Source organism: Legionella adelaidensis, assembly GCF_900637865.1.
In the GTDB taxonomy this organism is placed as follows: domain Bacteria; phylum Pseudomonadota; class Gammaproteobacteria; order Legionellales; family Legionellaceae; genus Legionella_A; species Legionella_A adelaidensis.
On record NZ_LR134429.1, the window covers coordinates 1 to 25,224 of the forward strand.

Genomic DNA, 25,224 nt, shown 5'->3' on the forward strand with positions numbered 1-25,224 from the left:
ATTTAGATTGGTTTTTCGGGGAGCTCACGCTCCATCATGCTATTCTTCGAAATACCAAGGAGCTGAATCTTGAAGTGGAAGAAATTGCAGATATTACGTTTTCTACAACAAAAGGTGCAATAGGTACAATCCATTTAAATTTTATTCAAAAAAGAGCACAACGTTTTTGTAAGATCCTGGGAGAAAAAGGACATCTAATTTGGGATTTGGTAGAAAATAAAGTGTCTTTATTTACAGGTGAAGAGGAGGAAATAATTTATAATCAGCCTCAATGGGATAAAAATGAAATGTATACTTTTATGTTAAACGATTTTGCCTCTCGAATAAAAAGTCCTGTCAAAAAAGATTTAAGTTCAGTTGAAAGTGCGCTTCGGACTGTTAAAACGATTGAAGAGATTAAGAGAAAGGCTTTGTGGGGCACTAAACAATGAGTATTTATGCTTTTATTTTTGCGCGAGGGGGATCAAAAGGATTACCACGTAAAAATATAAAACCATTAGCAGGAAAACCCCTTCTGGTACATTCGATTGATCTGGCAAAGCAAATTCCTTCCATTCAAAAAATATTTGTGTCTACGGATGACGAAGAAATTGCACAAATTGCCAAAAATGCCGGCGCTATAGTAATAAATAGGCCTGGGGAGTTAGCAGGTGATAAAAGCCCGGAATGGTTATCGTGGCAGCATGCAATAGAATTGGTGCAAAATACTTATGGGCCCTTTGATTTATTTGTAAGCTTACCTACTACAAGTCCCTTAAGAAATGTAGAAGACGTAGTGCAAGCCATTGCGCAAATTGAAAATAACAACAGTGACGTGTGTATATCAATTACCAAAGCTAATCGCAGTCCTTATTTTAATATGGTAGAGGTAAAAGAGGATGGCTCTTGTGAAGTACTAATTAAAAGCGAAGAGCAAATTTCACGAAGACAAGATTCGAAAACCGTCTTCGAAATGACTACCGTAGTCTATGTAAGCAGGCCCACTTTTATTTTAAATCATTCAAATTTATTTGATGGACGAGTTACAAGTATAGAGATCCCCAAATCGAGGGCAGTCGATATTGATGATATTTATGATTTTTGGTTTGCAGAAACCCTAATAAAACATAGAGGTATGAATGCTTCGGAATAAAAAAATTTTAGTCGTAGGCGGGGGCGGATTAGTTGGGTCCAATCTTGTTAAATTTTTATTAGAGCACGAAGCCCATGTTATTGCTGCGGATAAAAATCTCGAACATATGCTTCATTGTTTTAAAGCTATAGGCATTCAAATTGACACCCCACAGCTATCAGTCAGCCAGTTAGATTTAACAAATCAAGAAGAAGTGACATCATTTTTTGCAGAGTTAAATGGATTAACCGGCGCAGTAAATTGCTCTTATCCTCGTAATCAAGCGTATGGGAGACATTTTTTTGATGTAACCTTACAAGATTTTAATGAGAATGTCTCTTTACATTTGGGCTCCTCTTTTTTATTTGCGCAACAATGTGCAAAATATTTTGAAAAACTTAAAACCCCATTTTCACTGGTTAACATAGCGTCTATATATGGTGTAGTCCCTCCTAAATTTGAAATTTACAAGAATACCCCGCTTACTATGCCTGTGGAGTATGCTGCAATAAAATCAGCAATAATCCACCTGAATCAATATATTGTAAAATATATAGGAAATAGCAATTTCAGAGTAAATTCCATAAGTCCAGGTGGTATATTTGACAATCAACCAGAAGATTTTTTAAACGCATACAAAAATAACACCTTAGGTAAAGGTATGTTGGACCCACAGGATATTAACGGCACTATTTTATTTCTGCTCTCCGATTATTCTACATATATTAATGGGCAAAACATTATAGTAGATGATGGTTTCTGTCTGAATTTTGGTTAAATAATTAGGTTTAATAAGCTAGTGAGTCACAATGGTAATAAGGCTTTTTAAAAAAATAAAATTTTGGCGCAGCCTGGACCGGATTGGCCCGGATATACCAACCAGCCATTGGATGCTTTATTTCAATACAAGTATGTTAAAGCTGTGTACAAAAAAGTTTAAATTTTTTCATAAAACGGCTTCGTTTCGCCATGGAGCCTATGCAATATGTTGCTCAAAAATTTCCATTGGTGCTAGAGTAACAATAAGGCCTGGAACAATGCTATTTGCTGACCCCCGAGAAAATGGGGCGGGGATTGTAATAGAAGATGATGTATTAATTGGTTCCGGTGTGCATTTATATGTAAATAATCATCGATTTGAAAATACTAAACTTCCTATAATGGAACAAGGTTGGTATCCTTCAAAACCAATTACATTGAAAAAAGGTTGTTGGATTGGGGCCAACGCGATAATTTTACCCGGTGTTTCCATAGGGGAAAATGCTGTTGTTGGCGCGGGAAGCGTAGTAACGAAAAATATACCAGCGTATTGTGTTGCTGTAGGCTCGCCTGCCAAAGTAATAAAAAAAATAACGGCCCCCGCTCTTGTAAATTAGTTCTCGCGCTTACTTTCTGAGTCGCATTAAGGTCCTACCAAATTTGGCAGGAATAATTAATAAAGTTATCCCTAATGGGGGGCAAATGAAGTTTTTAAAGCTTTTAAACGTACTGAATCCGCTTATCTATAGTTATAAATACCGGGTTCGTCATCAGGTTACTATCGATCCCTATAAAGAAGCTTTTAAAATTTCAAAAGACTTGCCCGTGGGTAGCAAAGAAAAAAAAATTCTTATCGTACCCTATCGAGTAGCTCCCGGCTCGAATCTATTTGAAGGAAATTGCTCTATTTTTTTTCGCGGCAGAGGCTATACGGTAGATACGCTTTTATGCGGTCAAGCAGTTAGCCATTGTGAACAAATAGACTCAACTTCTAGTAAATACCTTCGTTGTAATCTGTGCTTTCATGAGCAAAAAAAATTTTTAACAGCATTCGGGCTCAATGGTGTCTTTATTAATAATTTGGTTTCCAAAAAAGAACTGAACCAAATTGAGAAAGAAATAGAAACTATAGACTTTAATAACCTAAATAAATACCTATATAAAGGGATATTAATATACAAGCCTCTAATGTCAGCCTTGCAAAGACATTATAAAAAAGCGACATATTGTATACAAAAAGATAGAGAGGCTATTCAAGGATTTTTGAAAACCATATTGATTACTATTAATGCCTTGGAAAATTATTTTAAAAAAAATAAAGTAGAGTTAGTCTTTTTTTCTCATGGAACCTACTCAACCTGGGGTGCAGTCCAAGAGTATTGTATAAACAGGGGAATAAAATTTGTCACTTGGGGACGGGAATACCATGGGGCGGGGGTAGTAGCAGCACATAATTCTTCCTATCTTAACTATCCTTTAAATGAGCCTGATGGCGATTGGGCTTCTTCGCCTTTAACTGCAAAGCAGCGCAGTCAAATTATCAGTTATTTAGAAGCAAAAATAGGAAGGGCTACGGATACGCAAGATTATATTGACTACTATAAAAATCTAAAAAAAATATTACCTAATGAGCAAATACTAAAAAGCCTTTCCATATCTGAGGATAGGAAAATTATTGCATTGCTCCCCAATATCCCTTGGGATGGACAGGCTTTCAGGCCAAATATTTGTTTCGAAAATTTTAATGCCTGGTTGTATGAAACGATTGACTGGTTCCGCGATAAAGAGGATTGTACTTTAATAATCAGAACGCACCCTGCAGAAAAAACAAACAATGGGATTGGACTTGCGGATGTTTTAAAAGATAAATACTCTAGCTTGCCAGACAATATTATAGTGATTCCTGCCGATAGCCATATTACGAGCCTTTCTATCGCTTCTATTTCTTGTGGCGTATTATTATATGGGTCGACTATAGGATATGAGACTACCTATTTACGCATCCCTACTATACTCGCTTCAGAATTTTATTATACGAACAAAAATATTACTTTTGATGCAAAAAATAAAGCAGAATATTTTGAATATGTCAGTAAAGCGTTAAAAGGAGAGTTACACGTTGATGATGTGCGCTTTGAGCGGCTATTACAGTATGCTTATCATCATCAATTTAGACGTATTATGCCAGAAACATTAATGAATCTACGAGGGTTGAGCTTTTCAGGATACAAATATAAAGAGCAAGATGCCTTGCTTAAGGACAAAGTGATGAATAAATTTATTGATTATTGTTTGTCAGGAGAAAAGTTTAATTTTGCTGAGTATTATGATTAATAAATTTTCTAACCTACATGTGAAGAGGTTTTTTACTTTTTTTGTGGGTTCTATAGTAGCTACGCTTGTTTCTTTTTTTACCACATTTTTTTTAAACCATTACCTTGATAAAAAAGAGATGGGTTTTTATAGCTATGTTTTTTCTATAATGACCTTCGCATACCCCATCTTATCCTTAAGTGTCTGGGGCGGCTACGGACGATTTATTTCTTTGTACCAAGAAAAATTTCTTATTCAGTATGTCAGACGAATATCCTGGATCGCCACATTCATTTTTATTCTTCTTATCTTTTTATGGTTACAAAATTGGTACTATTCGCTTTTTGCTTTCATTATTCTTTATCAGGAACGCCTGATGCTGGAGCGGGCTAAGGTACATATTAGTCGCTACAATTTTATAAATATTACGCAAAAAGCTCTTTTTTTAACGCTTGTGCTATTTGATTACGCCCATTTAACAGCAGAAAAAGCTTTTTTGTATTTAGGTATTTCCTATTTCATTACTACGATTTTTTCTTATTTATTGAAAAATAGTGCTAACAAAGAGCTTACGGCTGATCCAGTTAATAAAAAAATTTTTTTACAATTTTGTTTAACCACCATGTTAACCCTCATAATCAACTGGGTTTTAACCGTTTCGGATCAAGTTGTTATTAAATATTATTATGGATATGAAGCTTTAGCTCCTTATGCAGTAGGGTATCGAATTGTCACTATGCTCAGTCTCGTGTCGGGTATTTTTTTAAGTTATTTTCCTAATGTGTATTTTAAAGAGATTGCTAATAAAGAATGCCACGAGGTCCTTTTTTTAAGAAAACTGTTTTTTATTATTCTTATATTTGCCACGTTAACTCTTTTGTTCTGTAAAAATTTTATCTATATAATTTTTGGCGCCCGGAATTATATTTCCGAAAGCAGTTATTTTTTTCCTCTATTAATGGGAGAGATGCTGAGAACGATGGGTTCCGTACTAATGATTTTTTTAACGTATAAATTAAAACAGACAAACATTTTGAAAACTACAAGTTTTATTGCAGTACTCAATTTAGTATTAAATGTAATTTTTGTTCCTAAATTTGGACCTCTATCGGCAGCATATTGCACTTTAGCATGTTTTTTCTTTTATTTTATTCTTGCTTTCATTGTGTCTTACCTGCCCGAAAAAAGGTATATTTCAGAGCTTACATTACAACCGATTAAAGGCGAAAATTTTGCAAATACACCTTGATAACTTTTGGGCAAAATGAATGATAGAAAATTTTTACCATGCTGTATTGAAGTTTTTAAACGAAGAGAATATAGCTTACAAACAATTACATGATGGACTGGATTTCACCACTTCGGACATAGATATTATTTTACATAACACCAATGATTTAAAAAAAATAAAAAATTTTATATTAAATCAAAAGATTAAAAAAATAATTAAGATTAACAAAAAGTTACACTTCTATTTTTTAGTAATGGACGATGAGAACATTCATGCATTTGATTTCATGGTAGGCTTAACATCTTCGCATGGCCTGATTTGTCCTGCTAATTTTCTCTTTGCCCAGGAAACAGAAAAAGCCTTTTTATCTAATTATAAACTGCTAAAGAATGCATCAAAACAAAAAAAGTCTTTCTACGTGGTGAAAGAATACAAGAAATCTCCTTTCTCGGCTGGTAAACTTTTCTTCAAAAAAATTACAAACTATATTAAAAATGGCCTATGCCGTGGTTCATCTGGTGTTTATTTAGTATTGTTAGGCTCAGATGGAAGTGGAAAAAGTACGGCATCAGAATATATAAAATCTTCTTTCTCTTCTGATCGCAAACTTTTCACCTATAAAGAAATTTATTTCAAACCCAATGTTTTTAAGATTAAACCGGATGTTTATATTCCAGCGGGCGAAAGTAGACCGCATACTCACAAGACATATTCTTCATTTTTATCTGTTATGAAAGTGATTTATGTATTTTTAAATTATCTTTTATATACCCCGGTATTGTATTTAAGAAAGAAAAATGGCCATTTAATAGTGTTTGATAGACATTTTTATGACATTTTAGTAGATCAGCAAAGGTATCGTTTAAATCAACATGGTTTTTTAGCAGCAAAAATTTTAAGCCGTTTTATACTTAAACCGGACTTGGTGATTGCCCTTAGTGCGGACAAAGAGACGTTAATGAAACGTAAACCCAATGAGGTAGCTGAAGATATCTTAATTGAAATAAATAAAAAATATGAACAATTTTCAATGAAAAATGTTAACGTCCTTCATATTAAAAATGATGGAACTTTAGAAAGTTTTAAAAAAACTCTATATAGTTCATTACTTAAAAATATAAATAATGTCACTTGATCTTTTAAATCAACACCATTTCCTGGCTCAAGGAAGCGGGGTGAATAGCCTTGCCCTGCCTGGCATTAGTAATCCAAAATATATTATTGATATAACAAATAAAGATGCTTTTATGGCTGGGCTTACCATGTTTGGTTCAAGAACCGTCAAAGCAAAAATGACAAGAGTTATTTTGTCTTTGTTATATACATTGGGTTTATTACAGTATGTATTTAAGAAAAAGTTAATAAACTTAAGACCTCATCCTGAATTTATTAGCTTACTTAAAGATAATTTCCAAGAGATAGCGGGAATAAATATATATAATGGTTTCGCAAAGAACAAAAATTTATCTTTTACTTTTCAAGTCGTAACGTTTACCGAATTTTTTTATTTGCGGGTACCTTTTAGCAATACTGCTAAAAAATTATCTGCCAGCGAATTAGACAATATCGCTTATTTAGAAAAAATGCAGGTTTGTCAAACTGCAAGGCCCTATGCTGTTTTTACATATGCCCACACTTTTCCTATATATGCCTATTATGGAATTACCAAATCATCTACTCGCACGAGACTATGTAAACAAAAAAAACAACTGTTGGAGAAGTTAGTTCTTCCAGGCTGCGACTACATAGGAGAAAATAGCTATTTTAAAAAGCTAAATGAGGAATTTTTGGTCTTTTTGAATGAAAATAAAAATTTACATGAAAAAATGGTCGAAATTTACAAAAAAAATATAAATTGCTTAAAAGATGTTAAGTTAAAAAGCGCTTTTTTTCATGGCGATTTTTCGCCAGATAATATTCTATTAAAAAATAAAAATGTGTTCCTGATTGATTTTGAATACGCTAATACCCATTTTTTTACCTGTTTTGACTTATTTCATTACATTTTTAAAGCGAAGGGTTATCATAAGAAGGACATAGGTTTAAAAGAAGTAAAAAAAATTGAGAAAAAAATAAAACAAACATACGGGGTGCTTCCTTATAGTCTTGAAAATAACAGGGACAATTTTATAATCCTGCTACATCTTTTTATTTTTTATCTGTTTTTCATATTACGTCGTTATCTTATTGATGAGGAAGTGCCCACAAATTCTATTTATGTCAATAAAATACAGGAAAATATAGTGAATTTGGCGGGTAAATATTTAGGTTTTCAAGGAACACAGTGTCATTAAGTGTAGATATTCATCACAATCAAAAGTATTTCTTAAAACTCATGAGCTGGGTTTTGATATTAATTATCATTTACCCTTTTGTCGTACTACAAAGTATTCCAAAATGGACTCTGTTAAATTTCTTGCTATATCTTTGCTCATCGTTGACCTGGATAATATGTTTACAATCTATTTATCATCATTCAATTAAATCCTGGAACATTTTTGGGTTATTTTACTTTTTTAGTCTTTGGGTTAATTGTTTTCAATTAAGTGATTTCCAAGTTGAAAAGACATTGTTTGATTTCTTTGCAATGTTTTTAGGCCCTCTCCTATTTCTTCTGCTTTTATTTAGTGTAGAGAAAATTAAGGTGGCCCCTTTTAACGTTAAAATTAATTTAATTAACCTTAACTTCGTATATTTTGTTGGTGTGGTTAGTTATTGCCTTATTTGCTTACATATTGGCAAGACGGCGGGCTGGAGAATTCTCGCAATCCAGGAGGAGCACAGAATTATTTCAGGAAATGAATTTGTGGTCCCTTATTTTTCAGCTTTGCGTTCAATCCTTAGCTGGATACTTGTGATTCTTGCGCCTTATGCGAAAAAGCGCTATGCAATAATTGCTTTGGCTGCAATTGTTGTATTTTCAGTAATTTTACAAGTAAAACGCGGTGATTTAATACGGATATTACTATTTGGTGGAATTTACTTTATATATCAGGCCAAAGGAATGCATAATAAGAAAGTAAAATATGGCATTCTAGGTTTGGTCGCTTTAACCATTATAATTTTTGTTCTATTTGGACAATGGCGAATTGCTCAGTCGGGTAATAACTGGCAAACTATTAACCAGATAACTGGCATAAAATTCAATAGTGCTTTTCTTGCTTGGCTTTTTGGATATCTTATTATTCAATTTGATGTGTTTTCCTTATCTTCTTCTTTCCTTTTTTTTCCAAATTACAAGATGGAAGAGTTGTGGAAATTAGTGGCTCCAAGCTATAGCGCTCAGGAATGGATTGTACCTATTAATGGTTTTAACGCAGGAACTGCTTTCTGGGGGTTCGTGAGAGATTATGGTGGTTTTTTTATTATCGAAATGTTTATTTTCGGTTTCATAATAAATGGTTTAATACTTTTATCCAAAAAGACTGATTGTAAAGGTGCCTATTGTTTTGTATGTATGTTATGTGCACTATTAGTTACTGGAAATTATTTTACTAATCGCACGATAATAGCGGCAATTATTTTCAGCAATATTATTTTTCTCTTCACAAAAAATAATAAAAAAGAGAATTAACTATGAAGGTTTTATTGAATTGCTCTACCCTTATAAAAGGTGGCTCCTTACAAGTTGCTTCTGCTGTTTTTAAAGACGCTATAAAAGATAATGAAATTAATTGGTACTTTGCCGTAACACAATCCCTGTTTTCTCATTTTAAAGGGGATTTAGAATCCATGTATGAACAGGGCAAAGTAATAATTTTAGATACAAGCCCTGCACGGAATCGAAAGGCGAGAAAATTTTTAAAAAATAAAGTTTTAAATGAACAATTTGACGCTATTTTTACTTTATTTGGTCCCGCTTATATAAAATTCTCCGTTCCGCATTTATGTGGGATTGCTGATGGTTGGGTAACGCATTCAACGAAAGCTTCTTATAACTCACTGCGCACAATAAAAGACAAAATATACACCTATTTGCTTTGTAAATATAAGCTATGGTGGTACCAAAAAGCAGATAGGTGGTGTGTAGAAGCGCCTGTCGCACGTAATGGTTTTTTATCGAAGACAAATAAAGACCCGAAATCAGTTATTGTTATTCCTAATGCGGTAAATCAATTAATTCAACAGTATGTAAATGTGTCTCTTGATAGAAAGTTAACGGAAAAAATAAATGTTTTTTGTTTAGGTGCGGATTACTGGCATAAAAATTATCATATTATTCCTTCGTTATTAGTTAAGTTACAAAAAAAACTGCCCCTTAATGTTCAATTTTTGGTAACCTTGCCGAAGGACTCTAAAGTTTTTGCTTATTTAATGAGTAAAGCAAGAGAATTGGGTGTTCAGGATCATATAGTTAACTTGGGGCCTCTTAAATTAAAGGAGGTAATTGAGGTTTATAAAACGAGTCATATTTTATTTTTTCCTAGTTTGTTGGAAACTTTTAGCATAACTCCACTTGAAGCTTTGTACATGAATATGCCAATGATCATTTCTCGCATCGAAGCTAATTTAAATATAATAGGTGAGCATGCCCACTATGTAGATTCCCAAAACAGCGAGGAAGTGGCGGAGACATTTTTAAAAGTTATTGAAAATTATTCTTTAGAAGTAAAAAAACTTTGTACTTTAAAAGAAAATAATTATTTTGGCTCAATAACAACCGCTTCTAATCGATTTAACCTTTACAAGAATATTATTAAAAAAATGGTTTATAATTGAGCGTTTGATTAAAAGAAATAAGAATATTGGAACAGAGTGTATGGATGTTATTGAAAGAAAAAATTTGCTAAAAGAAAAGTATACCTGGCTGATTACCGGCGTGGCAGGATTTATTGGCTCCCACTTGTTAGAAAAATTATTATCTTTTAATCAAAAAGTAATAGGCTTGGATAACTTCTCAACAGGCTCTCGCGAAAATCTGGCGGCGGTTTTTAAAAATAACCCAAAGTCTTACCAAGCAAATTTTAAGTTAGTAGAGGGTGATATTTGTTCTGAAGCTGACTGTAAAACGTCCATGGAAGGAGAAAATGTAGATTATGTGCTACATCACGCAGCATTAGCTAGTGTCCCTCTTTCTTTAGATTTTCCTGAAAAAACCCACTTGGTAAATGTGACCGGATTCTTAAATATTTTAAATAATGCGCGTAAAGAGGGGGTTAAGAGGGTCATATATGCCTCTTCAAGTGCAGTATATGGAGACTCCATCTCGGCTAAAAAAGAAACAGAGGTTCTCTTTCCCAAAACCCCGTATGCTGTCTCCAAGTATGTTAATGAACTGTATGCCAAGAATTTTCAAGAGTGTTTTCATCTGGAAACAGTAGGATTAAGATATTTTAATGTTTTTGGTCCTCGCCAAAATCCAAATGGGCCTTATGCGCCTGTAATACCATTGTGGATTGAAGATATTCTTGGCAATAAACCTATTTATGTGAATGGAGATGGCTCTACTATAAGAGACTTTTGCTATATAGAAGATATTATCCAAGCTAACATTTTAGCCGCTCTTTCATCCTATAGTGAAAAAGCGCCTGTTTTTAATGTGGGGCAAGGGGTTGGTACGAGTTTGAATGATCTATTAGATTCTTTAAAAAAAATAACGAAAAATGAATCATTGCATCTTATTTACCGTGATTTTAGAAAAGGAGATATAAAAACCTCTATTTCTGATATTTCCAAAATAAAGCAAGTCGTCGGTTATTGTCCTAATTTTTCTACCTATGAAGGTCTTTTGTTATATTTAAAAGATATGCGTGAAAAAGACTTACGGAAGGAAATTGTATAAAATTTCGCTAGACCAATCTCTTTTTACTACTAAAACCCTCCTTTTTTCTGGCATAATCTTGCCTCGATGTGAGCCTTTTAATAGCAGGAAAATTATATGATAGGAGCCAAAGAGACTTTTTCACTGAGAGAAATTCTGAGCAGTTTGTGGAATAATAAGTGGATAGTTTTATTTTTATGTAGCATGTGGGCCGTTGTCGTCTTTTTGTGTTCCTTTTTTATCAATCCACTTTATGAAGCGAGTGCCTCCATCATGCCTCCGGCCTCCTCTTCAAGTATATCCAAGTTGAACATGTATCGTGCGCAAAGTAGTGCATTAAAGCCAATTAATGTAATGGATTTATATTTAAATTTTCGTGCTTTTTTAATTTCGGCGGGAAATAAAACAAGCGTTATTAAAAAATATCCCAATCTTAAAATTAATTTTATTGTAATTCCTCCTTTTAACACGGTAGATATTTCGGTGCGCGGCAGAAAACCAGAAGAAGCAATGTCTGCATTAAAACAGTTGATAACTAATGCCCGTAATAATACTTTGGAAAGTGTTAAAAGAAATGTATCCATTGAACTTAGTTCTTTGCAAACGCTCATCAAGAACGAAAAAGCAAGTTTAAAAATAAACCCGGACCAGTTTTTAGTTAAAAGGAAAATATTAGAAGATGCCTATAAAATGGCTAGTGAAGCTAAGATTGAAACGCCTGTTGTCAATGAAGCTTCAAAAAGTGATTTTGTTTCGGCAAATAGCAATTATTTAAGAGGAACAAAGGCTCTAATGGTGGAATTAAACGCACTTAGACCGAATTCAATAGATTACGAAAAATTAGCGAAAATCCAGCTTTTACAAAATGAATATGACAACAATAAAAACATTATAGTGGATGAAAAAGGGATGGCATTTTTTCAGGTACCAAAAAATTACCCCGTCCTGCAAGAGATTTATTCGAGAAAAAAGAATTTTATTCTCTTTTCTTTCTTATTTGGGGTTTTGTTTATCATGACTTTTGTAGTTTTTAAAAAAGGTCCTATTGTAAAAAATGACTAAAATTAATGTTTTTAGTAAATTATTTTTGCATGGGGATGCATCTTCTGACCTAAAAACGTGGGATAAAATTGAATTACTTTTTATTCTGTGTATAAGCCTGTTATCAAATACAGCCATAATAAATATGAGTGGAAGAGGGGTTCCTGTCTTTTTTATGCTCTTTCCACTGTTATTGATAAAAAAAGACCATATTTTAATAAATAGATATATCTTGGCATTGCTAATGATATCTATGTTATTTCAAGTACTGGGTTATTTTCTGAACGGACAAACAAATGATTATGAAGGTGGCCAGTATGTATTAAATTTTTTATTTGCATTTGGTTTTATCAGTTTAATTAGCATACTGGAAAAGTATTCCTTTGCGGTGATTGCAAAAAACATTGTATTTATTTTAGCCGCTATTTTTATTCTTGATAGTATTTTTGCAATTATTAATTTTCTCTTCCATACGCGCTTTACTTTAAATTACCTGGCCAATAGCGCCAGTTTTGGCTTTCGTATGGATGGTATCTTGTTTAATTATGATTACAGAGGCTTCGCCCGTATTACAGGGCCCTGGTCGGAGCCAGCTTACTCAGTTCTACCTCTCCTTACCTATATATTTTGTTGTTATGTGATTTGGGAAAACGTAACAAAGTGGCAAAAAATGCTGTTAATTAGTAGTGCTCTAATCTATATTTTTTTTGCGGGGGCACGTTCTTTTATTGTTTTGTTTGCTAGCCTGCTATTCTTTGGTCTCTTGATAAGGCCTTTTAAAAGGAATCTAGAAAATACACAATATGATAAAAAATACATTCTTATTTCTCTTTTGGGCCTACTAAGTTTCGCATTCATTGTATTAATTGGTTCTTTTATAGATAGCTGCCAATTTTCCAATATTTCTTTTGCCGCCCGATTTGGAGGTATGGAGTATGCAGTTCATGAAATAAGTTCTTTTCCCATAAGCGGATTAGGGCCTAAATCTGTGATAGACCAACTAAAAAATTACGATTTGCCTTACTGTATTGCTAAGAACTTGTCTTCGCAGAATGCTATACATTCCTTACTGTTACAACAATTGTATAAATTTGGATTGGCAGGTTTGCCTTTCCTATTCTTTCCGTATGTGGCTATTGCTCATTTCACACGATCAGAAAAATTTACTACGGTACTCGTTTTTTTATTAACCCTTTATACTGTTTGTTTCTTTACAGGCGATTTTACTTTTTTTTCTGGTTATTGGTTACTATTAGCACTAATTTATCTTTTTTCAAAGGAAGGAAGAGAGAGAGGAAATTTGACTCAGTTATGATGTATTGATAGTATTTCGAACACTTTAACCCCAGTTTTTCTACATCTTTCGGATTTATATGCAATTTATTGATCTTAAAACCCAATCTAAACGAATTGAACAACAATTATTTTCCCGTTTTAAAGATATATTAAATAGTAGCTCTTTTATTATGGGGCCCGAAATTGCAGAACTTGAAAAAGCATTAGCTACTTATGTTGGTGTAGAATATGCGTTGACTGTATCCAGTGGTACGGACGCATTATTGATTGCTCTAATGGCATTGGAAATAAAGCCTGGGGATGAAGTAATTACAACACCGTTTAGTTTTTTTGCAACCGCTGAAGTCATTGCCCTATTAGGCGCTATACCTGTTTTTGTGGATATACAGCCTGATACTTATAATATCGATCCCGTAAAATTAGAAGCAGCAATTACTAAAAAAACAAAAGCTATTATCCCAGTTAACTTATATGGTCAATGTGCAGATATGGATGAAATTAATGCCATTGCCTTGAAATACCACCTTGCCGTTATTGAAGATGCTGCCCAAAGTTTTGGAGCCACTTATAAAGGCAGGAAGTCAGGTAGTTTAAGTACTATCAGCTGTACCAGCTTTTTCCCCTCAAAGCCCTTAGGTGGTTATGGTGATGGCGGGGCGTGCTTTACCAATAACGAAGAGCTTGCTCAGCGTATTTCTGAAATTCGAAACCATGGACAGTCTCAGCGATATTATCACACCCGTCTTGGACTGAATGGGAGGTTAGACACTATTCAGGCGGCTATTTTATTGGAAAAATTGGCCATTTTCCCGGAAGAGGTAGAGTTAAGACAAAAAGTCGCTGCTCAGTATAAAGAATTGCTTCCTAAAGAAATAAGACATCCTCTGGTCAAACCCCATAATTTAAGTGTATTTGCTCAATACACAATTGAAGTACCGCAACGCGATTTTGTCCAGGCAGAATTGCAAAAGGTTGGAGTACCCACCGCGGTTCATTATCCTTTTGGACTACATGAGCAACCCATTTTTAAACAGCTTTATCAAAAAGAACAAAAATTTCAACAAACAGACAGGGCGGCAAGAAGGGTAATGAGTTTACCCATGCATCCTTATTTGGAACGTAGCGATCAAAAATATATTTGTGATGCATTACAAAATGTATTAGAACAACTTCCACAACTGGAAGTTATTGATTAAAAAATATTATTAGTAAAAATTGCGCAAATATTTCCTTCTAAAGGACGGAATCCTTCCAATGGAAAAATTACATATATTTGGGAAAAAATTATACTCCAAGTTTCCTATCATTCTGTATGATACATTGTGTATACCTTTAGCTTGGTACCTGGCGTATTGGCTTCGTTTTAACATGCAGGTGGTTCCTGAAAATTTTACAACGCCTCCTACGCTCTATGCATTTTTTTGTTTATTTTTATTCCAGCTATATAGCTACTATTATTTCAAAGTGTATAGGGGGCTTTGGCGTTTTTCATCTCTCAATGACGTCATTAGGATTATTCGAGCCGTGATTGTGGCTACCTTGGCTATCATTCCAACCCTATATATGCTATCGCTAATTACCGGAATCCCTCGTTCAGTTTTGCCACTTTATACCATCAATTTAATTACGTTACTGTGTGGGGCTCGTTTATTGTATCGATTATATTGGGATCGCAATCAAAATAATGCTATTGCCACCCTTCCTCAAAAAGTATTAATCGTGGGTGCAGGGCAGGCTGGCGAAGGATTAGTCAGAGAACTCAAAAGAACTAAAAATTATATACCTATGGGTATAGTTGATGATGATAAAAAGAAAAAGGGGTTGGAGGTACACGGAGTCAGAGTATTAGGAAGAATAAAAGAGTTGGAAACGTTAGTTGTTAAACATAAAATCGACTTGATTTTTATTGCTATCCCTTCAGCAGGCTCTGCATTAATGAGACGCATTGTGGGTTATTGCGAGAATGCCAATTTGCCTTTTCGTACTCTCCCAAGTATACAGCAACTTATCGCAGGAAAGGTTCAGGTTAATGCCCTGCGTAACGTAAATATTGAAGATTTATTGGGTAGGGATCAGGTTAATTTAAGCTGGGATAAAATTGCCGAGAATGTAAGGGAAAAGGTTATCTTAATTACAGGGGGAGGCGGCTCAATTGGCTCAGAGCTTTGCCGGCAAGTAATGGCGCTATCTCCGAGAACGCTTATTGTTGTAGATAATAATGAATATAATTTATATAAAATTGAAATCGAATTAAAAGAAAAATATCCCAATTCCAAGGTCATTTTATCCCTTCTTAATGTGACCGATTCAGTGGCAGTAAACCATTTACTCAATAAATACCGACCGGAATTGGTTTTTCATGCTGCTGCTTATAAACACGTGCCTTTGTTGGAAGATCAAATAAGAATAGCAGTCCAAAATAATGTGTTAGGCACTCAAATACTGGCTGAAGCAAGCATTAAGTACTCAGTTAAAAAATTTATCCTAATTTCTACCGATAAAGCGGTAAACCCCACTAACGTAATGGGTACGACTAAACGCGCTGCAGAAATATATTGTCAAAACCTAAATAGTCGTTCGGCTACAAGATTTATCACTGTGCGTTTTGGGAATGTGTTAGGATCTGTTGGTAGCGTAGTACCATTGTTTAAGAGTCAATTAGAAAAAGGTGGGCCGCTAACCGTAACTCATCCGGACATACAACGGTATTTTATGACTATCCCGGAAGCTTCCCAGCTTATTCTTCAAGCAATGGCCAACGGAGAGGGTGGTGAGATTTTTGTTTTAGATATGGGAGAACCCATTAAAATTAAATATCTTGCAGAACAAATAATTCGCTTGGCGGGCAAAGAGCCAGGAGTAGATATATTAATTGAATATACAGGCTTAAGGCCTGGAGAAAAATTATATGAGGAGCTTTTTCATAATTCAGAGCAATTAATCCAAACCGAACATGAAAAGCTATTTAAAGCACAATTTCGTAAAATGGACTGGGAAGAGCTAATTCAAACCTTACATCTTATCCAAACGGCATGTGCTAAAAATTATACGGAAGAATTACTCATTCTTTTAAAGAGTTTAGTTCCAGAATTTAAAAACCAAGAGCACCTTCAGTCGCCTTCGACTGTGTAAGCATAATAACATTGGGAATGGATGCAATGATTTTGCTAGGTAATTTTATCCATTTTTCAAGTTACTGTTTCTTGAACTCGGAAAATGAACATGGTCATGGAAAAAATACCAGTTAATAATATCTTTGGTTTATTTATCTTATATTTACTAACAAATACATTTTTATTATTAAATTATCAAGGCATTTACTGGGACGATTGGGTTCTGTTTCCTCCGGACTCTAAAATAACAATTAATATATTTAAACAAACGGGAAATATATTTATTGGTTATTTGCATGTGTTATTTCAGAAGTGCGGAAATGGTATTTATGTATATAGAATCGTTTCTTTTTTTACAAATTTTCTTACAGGTATATGTATATATTACATTTTACGCCAAACAAAATGGCTAGATAATGTTTCTATTTTTTTCATTGTCCTATTTTTTCTATTAGTACCTGTTAATGCTGCTAAAATCGCCATAGTGAATGCACTTCCACAAATTTTTGTATTTGTGTTTTATTTTTCTTTTTTGCTGTTAACTATTTATTTAAAGGGAAATAAAAATTTTTTCCTAAGAGTGTTCATACTATTCTTGTTTTGCTTATCTTTTCTAGTCGAATCCTTACTTGTTTTCTATTCTCTCGTATTATTCTATTTGTTTTATCCTATTTATAAAGACGCCCAGCACGAAAAAATTTTTCAAAAATTAAAACAGTTTTTTAAAAAATACCCGGATTTCATTGGCTTACCCTTTCTATTCTTTAGTGTAAAACATACTTTTTTTAAACCTTATGGGTTATATGTTAGTTATAACTCATTTAAAGCTTCCTCCGCTGGTCTTATATTAAAATCGTTTAAAACTTCTCTATTGTTACCTATATATACTTCATTGTTTACTGCTTGGGCACATCTCACTGTTTTTCTGCTGGTAACCGCAATAGTGGTTTTTATAGTATCTCGATATGGGCAACTTGAACTAGAAAAGCAGCAAAAAGCCCATTGGGGAAAAATGCTTATTGCGGGAATACTATTATTTTTATTAGCAGTCATTCCGTATTGTGCGGTGGGAAAATTGCCCGCTTATGAGACTTGGGGGGCCCGGCATCAGCTTTTAGTACCCTTAGGAGTGGCTTTTATTTTATCCACTTTCGTTTTATTGGCAGCGTTTATCCATAAGAAATTACCAATGATTTTAGTTTGCGGATTGGTCGCGGCTTTTATTACCCAAGGATTACATGATTATTATAAATTTTATCTGGATTGGTTTTACCAAAATTCATTGGTAGAACAATTTAAGTCATCTCATGTAATACAGGAGAATACCACTTTTGTAGTGAGAGATGAGCTCGAAAAAGAAGTATGGGCAAAAAACCGCAGACTAGCTTTTTATGAAATAACCGGTTTGCTTTATAGAGCGTTTCAGGACAATAAAAGACTGGTTATACACGATCATTTTAGATTCTTAAAATTTATTAAAGATTTTAAGTTGCACCCACAATATCACTTTTTACAATGGAACTTGCATCCTCCAGTTTACATAGAGTTTTCTAGGAATAAGGAGCCTAATTGGAAAGAGAAATTTTGGTTGTTCTATAATAATTTTTTTGATAGAGAGACATTCATGCTGGAAGTTAGGGATTTAACAAAAATATCAACACTTTCGTCTGAGCAGGCAAAGGTTTTGGAAAAATCATAATTATTTTTCAGTTGGCTTATTTCCAGAGCACTTTATATTCCTGGTTATCAAAACTATGATGATAGGTTAACGCTTCAATCATTTCTTTTCCAAAAAGCATTTCGTTTTGCTTTACCACAATATAATAATTTTCATTAATTAAATTTTGCAGAAAATCTACGGCATCTTTTTTATACGGCCACGCAACAAATGGTAAAAAATAGCCCGGAGGAACATAATTCCCATAATAGTAGTAAAAAAAGTCAGCTATTCCTTGGCCCATGAAATACACTTTATTACTATTATTTGTAATCCCGCGTATATCGGTAGTCTTTTTTGTAATAGAGTTGGGGTACGTAAATTGCAATGATTGTAAGTTTTTTGCGTGAATGGTTACGTTTCTTAATATTCTTTCAGAATAAAAGTAAGTGATAAGCATAATAAATAAGAGAGGCAATAACCCAATAAAATGCTTGGTATATAAATATAAGCTGCTCTTTTTTAACTCTCGATTTTCAACCGATAGGGTAAATCTTTCATATAGTAAATCCATTAACATATAAACAAGAAATATTAAAGAACCGGAAATATGGATGATGTTGCTTTCATGACTTCTACCAAAAAAATAAACAGAATTTGCTACGCTTAGAAAAATAAGAAAGACACCAGTAGAAAAATAAGGGGCTGAAATAGTTTTTCTTTGATTAAGCAATAACAGGAAGGTCATGGCTAATAAAAAAGGTACATACCAATAAAAGGAATTGGGTGCAATTCGCATAAATCCAAACCCCAGTTTTTGATACAATATGGCACTTTCGGGTGTGAGTCCTCCAAAAATAAAATAATCTAAAATTAAAGAAGACCCTATAAGAATTAAGTTAGGATAAGTTAATAAAAAATATTTTTTAATTAATATATATAGAGAGCGTTTGGCGGAATAAACCTCCACGAGATCAATGAGGAATAAGACAAAAATAAATTCGAGATAACTTAGCGTGTAAAGGAATCCAAAATTTCTATGAAAAATGTTTAGTAGTGCAAGCGTCAGTCCAATGAAAATACTGTAACTGCCCCGCCACCTCACCAAGAGCAGAGGAAGAATCCAGAAATCCAAACGTAAAGGGGTGAGCTGTATGCAGAATGTCGGGTCAACAATGTAACTGTAGATTTTTATAAGAATTAAAGTGGCCAGTAAAAAATAGGGCAATTTCTTTGTACTAAATAAACTACGTGCTAATAAAAATTCAGCGATTAGAAGAAGGTATATAGAGACTTGCCCCAAAACACGAAAGTTATTAATGTCTAAATGGAGCTTCATCCACAAAGCAGCCAATAAAGACATAAATAGGTCGTATTGAAAGTAAATTTCCTTAATTCCAAACCCACTATTTAATCGCAAAGCGGGAAAGAAAATATAGCTATAATCAAAGGTGCTATATGCAGAGGTAGAAAGAAAGCAGATAGGAAGTAAAGCAATAGCAATTAAAGAAAGCGACCAATATTTAGGTAAATCGGCAATTTTTATCAGAACCGCTACACAAAGTAATACAATAATCTCACAGGCCACTATCCGTTTATAGGCAGCAATTTCTTTGATAGGAGGATGGAAAACCTACATGAAAAAAAAATAGTGCAGTGCAAATGAGTAATAAAAAAAGAAATAAAATAAGTAAATAAGGATGTATGTTTTTATATTTTTTTAAGAAATAATTACAAATAAAATATAAAAATGAGGATAAAAGAATACAAATAAAAACTAAAACATACATTGCATACGTTTCAATTCCATCATGCATTACCCAATGTCGCAAGTAGGGTGTTATTAACTTTAGATCAACCGGCGTATAAAAAGACCATATCGTTTCGGCATAATGATAAAAGATGGAATAAATTATTAAAGAAGCTGTTAAGCTTGCCAAAAGACAAATTGCTATCGTGGAATAAAATGAATTATTCCATGGTTGGTTTATGTCCTTCAGTAACAATCCTTTTTTTAAAGCCACTTGTTTATATTTGCCATGTAACGAAAGCAAGATGGTAGCTTATTAATTTCAAAAGACAAATAGCAACACAAAGAAACATCACGCGATGCATGCGCAATCTGAGGAACCGGCGCATTTTTACAGAGAACTCGCTGGTATTGTGATTGGACAATACCTCACGGAGCCTGCAAAAATGAGCTGACTCCCCAGATGCGGAATAGACCTTGCCTTTTAATAAATCCTAAAGTATCTTCTTTTCAATTCAAAGGATAGCAAGGAGTTGCTTTGTGTTTAATCATTCAATAAATACCCGTCCAAACCATAATCTTTCATCCGGTCCATTAAATCATTGCCAAGTTTGTGGTTCCAAAAAATTAGAATTGGTTATGGATTTACGTAATCAGCCTCTTTGCGATAGTTTATTAACTAAAGAACAATTAAGTCAGCCTGAGCAGTTTTATCCTCTACAACAATTTTGGTGTAAGGACTGTACATTGTCCCAGCTCAACTATGTTGTCCCCGGTGATGTTGTGTATCATCAAAATTACCCCTATCGCACTGGAGTTACCAGAGAGTTAGCAGCTTATCAGGAACAAATGGCAATCGATCTGATTACAAACTTAAATATTGCCCCAGATAGCTTGGTATCTGATATTGGATCCAATGACGGTACGTTATTATCAGGCTTCAAAAAAAGAGGTATGCGGGTAATAGGAGTAGAGCCTACCAATATTGCCCATATTGCTAACGAAGATGGTATCGAGACAATTCATTCTCCTTTTAATCAACAAGTTGCCAAACAAATTGTAGAAACGTCAGGCCAAGCTAAATTAGTTACCGCCACCAATGTTTTTGCCCACATGGCAGCTTTAGGGGATGTAATAGAAGGACTTGAGATTTTAGTAGCTGATGATGGTTTTTTTGTCCTTGAGAATCACTATCTAATTCCCATTATGGAAAGATTGCAATTTGATACCATTTATCACGAACATTTACGTACTTATTCGTTACGTTCGTTAATAACGCTTTTTAGTTACTACAATTTTACCGTAATTGATGCCACAGAAGTATCTCGCTATGGCGGGAACATTCGAGTATGTGTTGCAAAAGGGAAAAATCATACCCCTAAAGCTTCTGTAAACGAACTTCTCGCAAAGGAAGAAAGAATAGGCTTATCAGATCCGGATTACTATAAGACCTTTTGTCAAAAATCCATTGCTTTAAAAAATCAGTTGCTGGAATTTATTATTCAATGCAATCAAAAAAATATATCCATTGTTGGGAATTCTTGTCCCGGTCGCTGCAGTACGTTGTTAAATTTTGCCGGTATTGGACCTGATCTCTTACCATATTTAGCTGAGCAACCCGCTTCCTTGAAGTTAAATAAATATCTACCGGGCACTCACATTCCCATTGTAAATAATCAGCGTTTAATTGATGAACAACCTGACTATGTTATTTTGTTTGCGTGGCACTATGCAGAACCTATTATGAAACAGTTAAGAGAGAGGGGGCTACGCTCTAAATTTGTGATGCCTATGCCTGAATTTAAGATCATTGCATAATGATTAATACAATATGCTTATTTGGCGGGGGCCGGTGGGCCCGCGTCCTACTTGGTGTTTTGGCTGATAATTATCCAAATATACAAATAATTTGGGTATCTAAAAATAATTATTTAAGCAATATTGAGTGGCTAAAGTCTTCTAAACTGCAGAATATAACTCTTACGTCAAACTCCAATATTTGGGAGCAAAAACCTCAAGCGGCTATTATTGCAACCTCATCATACTCTCATGCGTATTTTATTAGAGAATGCCTTTCCAGAAAGATACCTGTTCTTTCAGAAAAACCTTTTTGTCAAAATCTCAGCGAAGCACAGGAACTCTTATTTTTAAGTAAAAAGATGGGCACACCAGTGGGTGTTAATTTTGAATTTGCTTATGCAAGTTACCTACAAGATTTCTCTCAATATTTTAGGGGAATTTCAATTTCAGACATTGAGATAACCTGGGAAGACCCTTTCTGCGAAGTAAGATACGGCGAAAAAAAATTTGGAGATTTATATACCCCCATATTGGGAGACAGCTTTCAGCATTGTTGGTCTTTATTGAAAGTGTTGTGGCCAAAACAAGCCCTAAAATTGAATAGTGTTTTGTTGCAACCCATTGGCTCGGTGCAACTAAAACTAGAGATTGGCCTAAAGCCAGTAAATATTTTACTGTCCCGCCGGGCTGAACAAAGAAAAAGGTTGATTGCTATCAATGAGGGCGCGCTCACTTTGGATTTTTCTCATGAGCCTGGAAAAATAACCAACAATAAAGAAATCAAGGAGTGCCAATGGCGTGATAGTAAACCATTAAAGGCAGCTTTCGGTAGTTTTTTTGAAGTGATCCATAATCCCTCATTACTAAGCAAATGGTGTTTGTATATCGGAAATTGTATGGAGGCGATTGATCTAACAGATCAAGCTTCAGCATTATTAGAAAAAATTCAAAAACAACATCTAATAGAAAGGCATCCTTTATCAGGCAATGACGATATCACACGAAATCTATTGATTGATGTTTTTTTGCCAAAACTGGCCAAACAAGGGGATTATCATCGCGCCCATGATCTTGAAGAGCAAATTAGTTTTTCTAACTACGTAATTGACCTTCTTAGCCAGGGAAAGCTACTGCTTTAGATAGCTACGCACTTATAGGTACTAATAATTAATTAGGGATCAAAAATGCAAAATACTCTTTCCGTTGACATACATGCAAATACCCTATCTAGTCCATGCGAAGAAAAAAATAAAAAACTTATTTCAGTAATAATTCCAGTTTTTAATGAAGAAGGTAATATTTTATTTGCCTATCAAGCTGTTAAAGAAGTTTTTGAAAATAAATTACAAAATAATTATGATTTTGAAATTATTTTTACAGATAACCATAGCACGGATAACACTTATGCGGAGTTACAGTCTATTGCTGAGTTCGATCCGAGAGTACGCATTGCAAGGTTCACTCGAAATTTTGGGTTTAATAAGTCATTACTAACAGGATATCGATTGGCCCGCGGGGATGCTGCCATTCAATTGGATTGTGATTTACAAGACTCCCCCGAGTTATTTGATACCTTATTATTGCATTGGGAAGCGGGCCATGATGTGGTAGTAGGAAGACGTAGTAAGCGAGAAGAAGGGTTTTTATTGCAGAATGCCCGCAAATTTTTTTATCGTTTTCTTAAACGTATTTCTGAAGATAACCTGGCAATTGATGGGGGTGATTTTCGTCTGGTCGACAGGTCTGTTCTCAATAAACTTCAACGGATTCATGACGCGACTCCGTATGTTAGGGGTCTTGTTTCTATGCTGGCAGCTCGCCAAACTGAATTCGCTTATGAGCGGCAAGCTCGAAAACATGGCAAAAGTAAATTCCCCTTATTTCGATTGTTTGGCCTCGCCATTGACGGTATTGTGAGTCATTCAATAGTTCCTCTTCGTTTGGCTTCCATCATTGGAGTGATAGTGGCCGCGTTTACATTCTTGTTAGCAATGTTTTATCTTTTCGGGAAGTTATTATTAGCAAATGGTAGATGGCCACTCGGATTTACCACGCAGGTAGTATTAATTTTGTTTTCGACCTCACTGAATGCGGTTTTCCTAGGAATTATTGGAGAGTACCTGGGAAGAATATATAAACAATTACGTTATCACCCGATTACTATCATTGAAAAATCAATCAATTTATCCTTACCTGAGACCGAATAACCATGCTAAACCATACACCTGAAAAAGACTCTGGCACCGAATTTGACGCATACTCAGAGGTTTATTCTGATGAAATTAATGAAGCGTTGGCCTTTGCGGGACAATCTCACGAATTTTATACGAAGGTTAAAGCGGAATATCTTACTGAGATTTTAAAAAATGAAAGCTTTTCTTCGGATAAAATTAGCGTTTTAGATGTAGGGTGTGGGCATGGTTTAATCCATCCTTTCCTTTTAGCTAAAAATCAACCAGTAAATCTCTCCGGGGTGGACGTGGCTGCTTCTGTGATAAAAATTGCCAGCGCAATGAATACACAAGTTAGCTACCAGGTTTATGATGGTTATAACTTGCCTTATAAGGATAATTCTTTTGACATGGCGTATGCTATTTGTGTAATGCATCACGTACCGCCTGACCAATGGGTGAGCTTTTTAAGAGAGGTAAAAAGGGTGGTAAAGCCCAATGGTTTAGTTGTGATTTTTGAGCATAACCCATTAAACCCGATTACTGTAAAAATTGTAAAAGAATGCCCTTTAGATGAGAATGCTACCTTAATTAGATGCAAAAAAATGAACAAATTACTTAAAGAGGCGGGATTGGTTACTATAAAAAGTGCCTATATTTTGTTCACTCCTTTTGATAAATCTTTTTTCAGGAAAATTGATCGCCAGTTACGTTGGCTTCCTCTGGGTGCACAATATTTTACGGTTTCACGAAAACCCTTAAACACAAAATCTTTTCTAAAGTGAATTTTGAAATGAACATGCAAATGCAAATGCTAAGTCAACTAACACACGCACAATTTATTCGTTTTTTGCTAGTCGGAGGGCTGAATACGCTATTAAGTTATTTGATATTTTTTATTTTTATTCAATTAGGGTTTAATAGTACCGTTTCCATGTCATTTGCCTGGTTTATGGGTATATTAATTAATTTTAAAATGATTTCTAAATGGGTATTCCAGAAGCAAAATAATAAACTCATTTTTAAATTTTTTGCTTTGTATTGTGTAACTTTTTTAATTAGTATTTTTCTGCTTAAAGTTTTTAGTATTTTCATACAGAATATTTCTATAAATGGCATGGTTACGGTGGGAATAACATCTTTATTAAGCTATCTGGGAAATAGAAATTTTGTATTTACCGTATCAGAAAAAACAAGCGTTTTATAAAGGGCAAATAAAAG

At 34.2% G+C, this 25,224-nt stretch carries 23 protein-coding genes; 21 read left to right on the plus strand and 2 right to left on the minus strand.

Translation table 11 applies throughout. The annotated features are described in order from the left end of the window. The first annotated feature begins 74 nt into the window (after positions 1–74). From EL206_RS06650 to EL206_RS06725, 16 genes are all read left to right on the plus strand, one after another. Positions 75–431: a hypothetical protein gene (locus EL206_RS06650; RefSeq protein WP_141117170.1), complete on the plus strand. Its 357-nt coding sequence runs from the start codon at positions 75–77 to the stop codon at positions 429–431. After that, positions 428–1,132 (plus strand): acylneuraminate cytidylyltransferase family protein, encoded by a 705-nt coding sequence (locus tag EL206_RS06655; protein ID WP_058461788.1) that lies wholly within the window; start codon positions 428–430, stop codon positions 1,130–1,132. The genes EL206_RS06650 and EL206_RS06655 overlap by 4 nt, the downstream gene beginning before the upstream one ends. Beyond that, positions 1,119–1,889 carry an oxidoreductase gene (locus EL206_RS06660; RefSeq protein WP_058461787.1) on the plus strand — a complete coding sequence of 257 codons (771 nt, stop codon included), beginning with the start codon at positions 1,119–1,121 and terminating at the stop codon, positions 1,887–1,889. Before EL206_RS06655 ends, EL206_RS06660 begins: the two co-directional genes overlap by 14 nt. A gap of 31 nt (positions 1,890–1,920) precedes the next feature. Further along, positions 1,921–2,487 (plus strand): acyltransferase, encoded by a 567-nt coding sequence (locus EL206_RS06665; protein ID WP_058461786.1) that lies wholly within the window; start codon positions 1,921–1,923, stop codon positions 2,485–2,487. 85 nt (positions 2,488–2,572) lie between these two features. Continuing rightward, positions 2,573–4,204 (plus strand): hypothetical protein, encoded by a 1,632-nt coding sequence (locus tag EL206_RS06670; RefSeq protein WP_058461785.1) that lies wholly within the window; start codon positions 2,573–2,575, stop codon positions 4,202–4,204. Beyond that, the gene (locus EL206_RS06675; protein WP_058461784.1) at positions 4,197–5,432 is read left to right on the plus strand and encodes a lipopolysaccharide biosynthesis protein; all 1,236 of its coding nucleotides are present in this window, start codon (positions 4,197–4,199) and stop codon (positions 5,430–5,432) included. The genes EL206_RS06670 and EL206_RS06675 overlap by 8 nt, the downstream gene beginning before the upstream one ends. Before the next feature lie 19 nt (positions 5,433–5,451). Further along, on the plus strand, positions 5,452–6,549 hold the full coding sequence (locus tag EL206_RS06680) for a nucleoside/nucleotide kinase family protein (protein ID WP_058461783.1): 1,098 nt from the start codon (positions 5,452–5,454) through the stop codon (positions 6,547–6,549). Next, positions 6,539–7,708, plus strand: coding sequence for a protein kinase family protein (locus EL206_RS06685; protein WP_131739707.1), 1,170 nt, complete (start codon positions 6,539–6,541; stop codon positions 7,706–7,708). Before EL206_RS06680 ends, EL206_RS06685 begins: the two co-directional genes overlap by 11 nt. Beyond that, complete coding sequence (locus EL206_RS09980) at positions 7,699–8,988, plus strand: hypothetical protein (protein ID WP_058461781.1); 1,290 nt, start codon at positions 7,699–7,701, stop codon at positions 8,986–8,988. The genes EL206_RS06685 and EL206_RS09980 overlap by 10 nt, the downstream gene beginning before the upstream one ends. Before the next feature lie 2 nt (positions 8,989–8,990). Further along, a complete protein-coding gene (locus EL206_RS06695; protein WP_058461780.1) occupies positions 8,991–10,133 on the plus strand; it encodes a glycosyltransferase in 1,143 nt (380 codons plus the stop codon). A 40-nt stretch (positions 10,134–10,173) separates the two neighbouring features. Beyond that, positions 10,174–11,196 carry an NAD-dependent epimerase/dehydratase family protein gene (locus tag EL206_RS06700; protein ID WP_058461779.1) on the plus strand — a complete coding sequence of 341 codons (1,023 nt, stop codon included), beginning with the start codon at positions 10,174–10,176 and terminating at the stop codon, positions 11,194–11,196. Positions 11,197–11,292: 96 nt separating this feature from the next. Beyond that, positions 11,293–12,237 carry a Wzz/FepE/Etk N-terminal domain-containing protein gene (locus EL206_RS06705; protein ID WP_058461778.1) on the plus strand — a complete coding sequence of 315 codons (945 nt, stop codon included), beginning with the start codon at positions 11,293–11,295 and terminating at the stop codon, positions 12,235–12,237. After that, on the plus strand, positions 12,230–13,531 hold the full coding sequence (locus tag EL206_RS06710) for an O-antigen ligase family protein (RefSeq protein WP_058461777.1): 1,302 nt from the start codon (positions 12,230–12,232) through the stop codon (positions 13,529–13,531). Before EL206_RS06705 ends, EL206_RS06710 begins: the two co-directional genes overlap by 8 nt. Positions 13,532–13,589: 58 nt before the next feature. Beyond that, positions 13,590–14,708 carry a DegT/DnrJ/EryC1/StrS family aminotransferase gene (locus EL206_RS06715; RefSeq protein WP_058461776.1) on the plus strand — a complete coding sequence of 373 codons (1,119 nt, stop codon included), beginning with the start codon at positions 13,590–13,592 and terminating at the stop codon, positions 14,706–14,708. Positions 14,709–14,766: 58 nt separating this feature from the next. Next, positions 14,767–16,644 (plus strand): polysaccharide biosynthesis protein, encoded by a 1,878-nt coding sequence (locus EL206_RS06720; protein WP_058461775.1) that lies wholly within the window; start codon positions 14,767–14,769, stop codon positions 16,642–16,644. 96 nt (positions 16,645–16,740) lie between these two features. Beyond that, complete coding sequence (locus EL206_RS06725) at positions 16,741–18,324, plus strand: hypothetical protein (RefSeq protein ID WP_131739709.1); 1,584 nt, start codon at positions 16,741–16,743, stop codon at positions 18,322–18,324. 16 nt (positions 18,325–18,340) lie between these two features. Here EL206_RS06725 and EL206_RS06730 read toward each other — a convergent pair whose 3' ends face one another. Both EL206_RS06730 and EL206_RS09985 read right to left on the minus strand, forming a co-directional pair. After that, complete coding sequence (locus EL206_RS06730) at positions 18,341–19,870, minus strand: hypothetical protein (RefSeq protein WP_058461773.1); 1,530 nt, start codon at positions 19,868–19,870, stop codon at positions 18,341–18,343. Positions 19,871–19,877: 7 nt separating this feature from the next. Next, positions 19,878–20,306, minus strand: a complete 429-nt coding sequence (locus tag EL206_RS09985) for a hypothetical protein (RefSeq protein WP_165476672.1) — start codon at positions 20,304–20,306, stop codon at positions 19,878–19,880. A gap of 266 nt (positions 20,307–20,572) precedes the next feature. On the opposite strand from EL206_RS09985, the gene EL206_RS06735 reads away from it, so the two are divergent. Genes EL206_RS06735 through EL206_RS06755 form a run of 5 tightly spaced genes read left to right on the plus strand, consistent with a single transcriptional unit; the run spans position 20,573 to position 25,210 of the window. After that, entirely contained in the window at positions 20,573–21,850 is a 1,278-nt protein-coding gene (locus tag EL206_RS06735; RefSeq protein WP_058461771.1) for a class I SAM-dependent methyltransferase, read from the plus strand. Beyond that, complete coding sequence (locus tag EL206_RS06740) at positions 21,850–22,971, plus strand: Gfo/Idh/MocA family oxidoreductase (RefSeq protein WP_058461770.1); 1,122 nt, start codon at positions 21,850–21,852, stop codon at positions 22,969–22,971. The genes EL206_RS06735 and EL206_RS06740 overlap by 1 nt, the downstream gene beginning before the upstream one ends. 45 nt (positions 22,972–23,016) lie before the next feature. After that, positions 23,017–24,039 (plus strand): glycosyltransferase family 2 protein, encoded by a 1,023-nt coding sequence (locus EL206_RS06745; protein WP_058461769.1) that lies wholly within the window; start codon positions 23,017–23,019, stop codon positions 24,037–24,039. A gap of 2 nt (positions 24,040–24,041) precedes the next feature. Further along, positions 24,042–24,788 (plus strand): class I SAM-dependent methyltransferase, encoded by a 747-nt coding sequence (locus EL206_RS06750; RefSeq protein ID WP_058461768.1) that lies wholly within the window; start codon positions 24,042–24,044, stop codon positions 24,786–24,788. An 8-nt stretch (positions 24,789–24,796) separates the two neighbouring features. After that, entirely contained in the window at positions 24,797–25,210 is a 414-nt protein-coding gene (locus EL206_RS06755) for a GtrA family protein (RefSeq protein WP_058461767.1), read from the plus strand. Positions 25,211–25,224 lie beyond the last annotated feature (14 nt).

What these genes read in the sequence shown, in the direction of transcription:
- EL206_RS06675 (WP_058461784.1), top strand. Translation starts at nt 4,197, where the DNA reads ATGATTAATAAATTTTCTAACCTACATGTGAAGAGGTTTTTTACTTTT.
- EL206_RS06740 (WP_058461770.1), top strand. Translation starts at nt 21,850, where the DNA reads ATGATTAATACAATATGCTTATTTGGCGGGGGCCGGTGGGCCCGCGTC.
- EL206_RS06665 (WP_058461786.1), top strand. Translation starts at nt 1,921, where the DNA reads ATGGTAATAAGGCTTTTTAAAAAAATAAAATTTTGGCGCAGCCTGGAC.
- EL206_RS06725 (WP_131739709.1), top strand. Translation starts at nt 16,741, where the DNA reads ATGGAAAAAATACCAGTTAATAATATCTTTGGTTTATTTATCTTATAT.
- EL206_RS06700 (WP_058461779.1), top strand. Translation starts at nt 10,174, where the DNA reads ATGGATGTTATTGAAAGAAAAAATTTGCTAAAAGAAAAGTATACCTGG.
- EL206_RS06710 (WP_058461777.1), top strand. Translation starts at nt 12,230, where the DNA reads ATGACTAAAATTAATGTTTTTAGTAAATTATTTTTGCATGGGGATGCA.
- EL206_RS06705 (WP_058461778.1), top strand. Translation starts at nt 11,293, where the DNA reads ATGATAGGAGCCAAAGAGACTTTTTCACTGAGAGAAATTCTGAGCAGT.
- EL206_RS06695 (WP_058461780.1), top strand. Translation starts at nt 8,991, where the DNA reads ATGAAGGTTTTATTGAATTGCTCTACCCTTATAAAAGGTGGCTCCTTA.
- EL206_RS06670 (WP_058461785.1), top strand. Translation starts at nt 2,573, where the DNA reads ATGAAGTTTTTAAAGCTTTTAAACGTACTGAATCCGCTTATCTATAGT.
- EL206_RS06685 (WP_131739707.1), top strand. Translation starts at nt 6,539, where the DNA reads ATGTCACTTGATCTTTTAAATCAACACCATTTCCTGGCTCAAGGAAGC.
- EL206_RS06720 (WP_058461775.1), top strand. Translation starts at nt 14,767, where the DNA reads ATGGAAAAATTACATATATTTGGGAAAAAATTATACTCCAAGTTTCCT.
- EL206_RS06755 (WP_058461767.1), top strand. Translation starts at nt 24,797, where the DNA reads ATGAACATGCAAATGCAAATGCTAAGTCAACTAACACACGCACAATTT.
- EL206_RS06680 (WP_058461783.1), top strand. Translation starts at nt 5,452, where the DNA reads ATGATAGAAAATTTTTACCATGCTGTATTGAAGTTTTTAAACGAAGAG.
- EL206_RS06715 (WP_058461776.1), top strand. Translation starts at nt 13,590, where the DNA reads ATGCAATTTATTGATCTTAAAACCCAATCTAAACGAATTGAACAACAA.
- EL206_RS06655 (WP_058461788.1), top strand. Translation starts at nt 428, where the DNA reads ATGAGTATTTATGCTTTTATTTTTGCGCGAGGGGGATCAAAAGGATTA.
- EL206_RS06750 (WP_058461768.1), top strand. Translation starts at nt 24,042, where the DNA reads ATGCTAAACCATACACCTGAAAAAGACTCTGGCACCGAATTTGACGCA.
- EL206_RS06745 (WP_058461769.1), top strand. Translation starts at nt 23,017, where the DNA reads ATGCAAAATACTCTTTCCGTTGACATACATGCAAATACCCTATCTAGT.
- EL206_RS06660 (WP_058461787.1), top strand. Translation starts at nt 1,119, where the DNA reads ATGCTTCGGAATAAAAAAATTTTAGTCGTAGGCGGGGGCGGATTAGTT.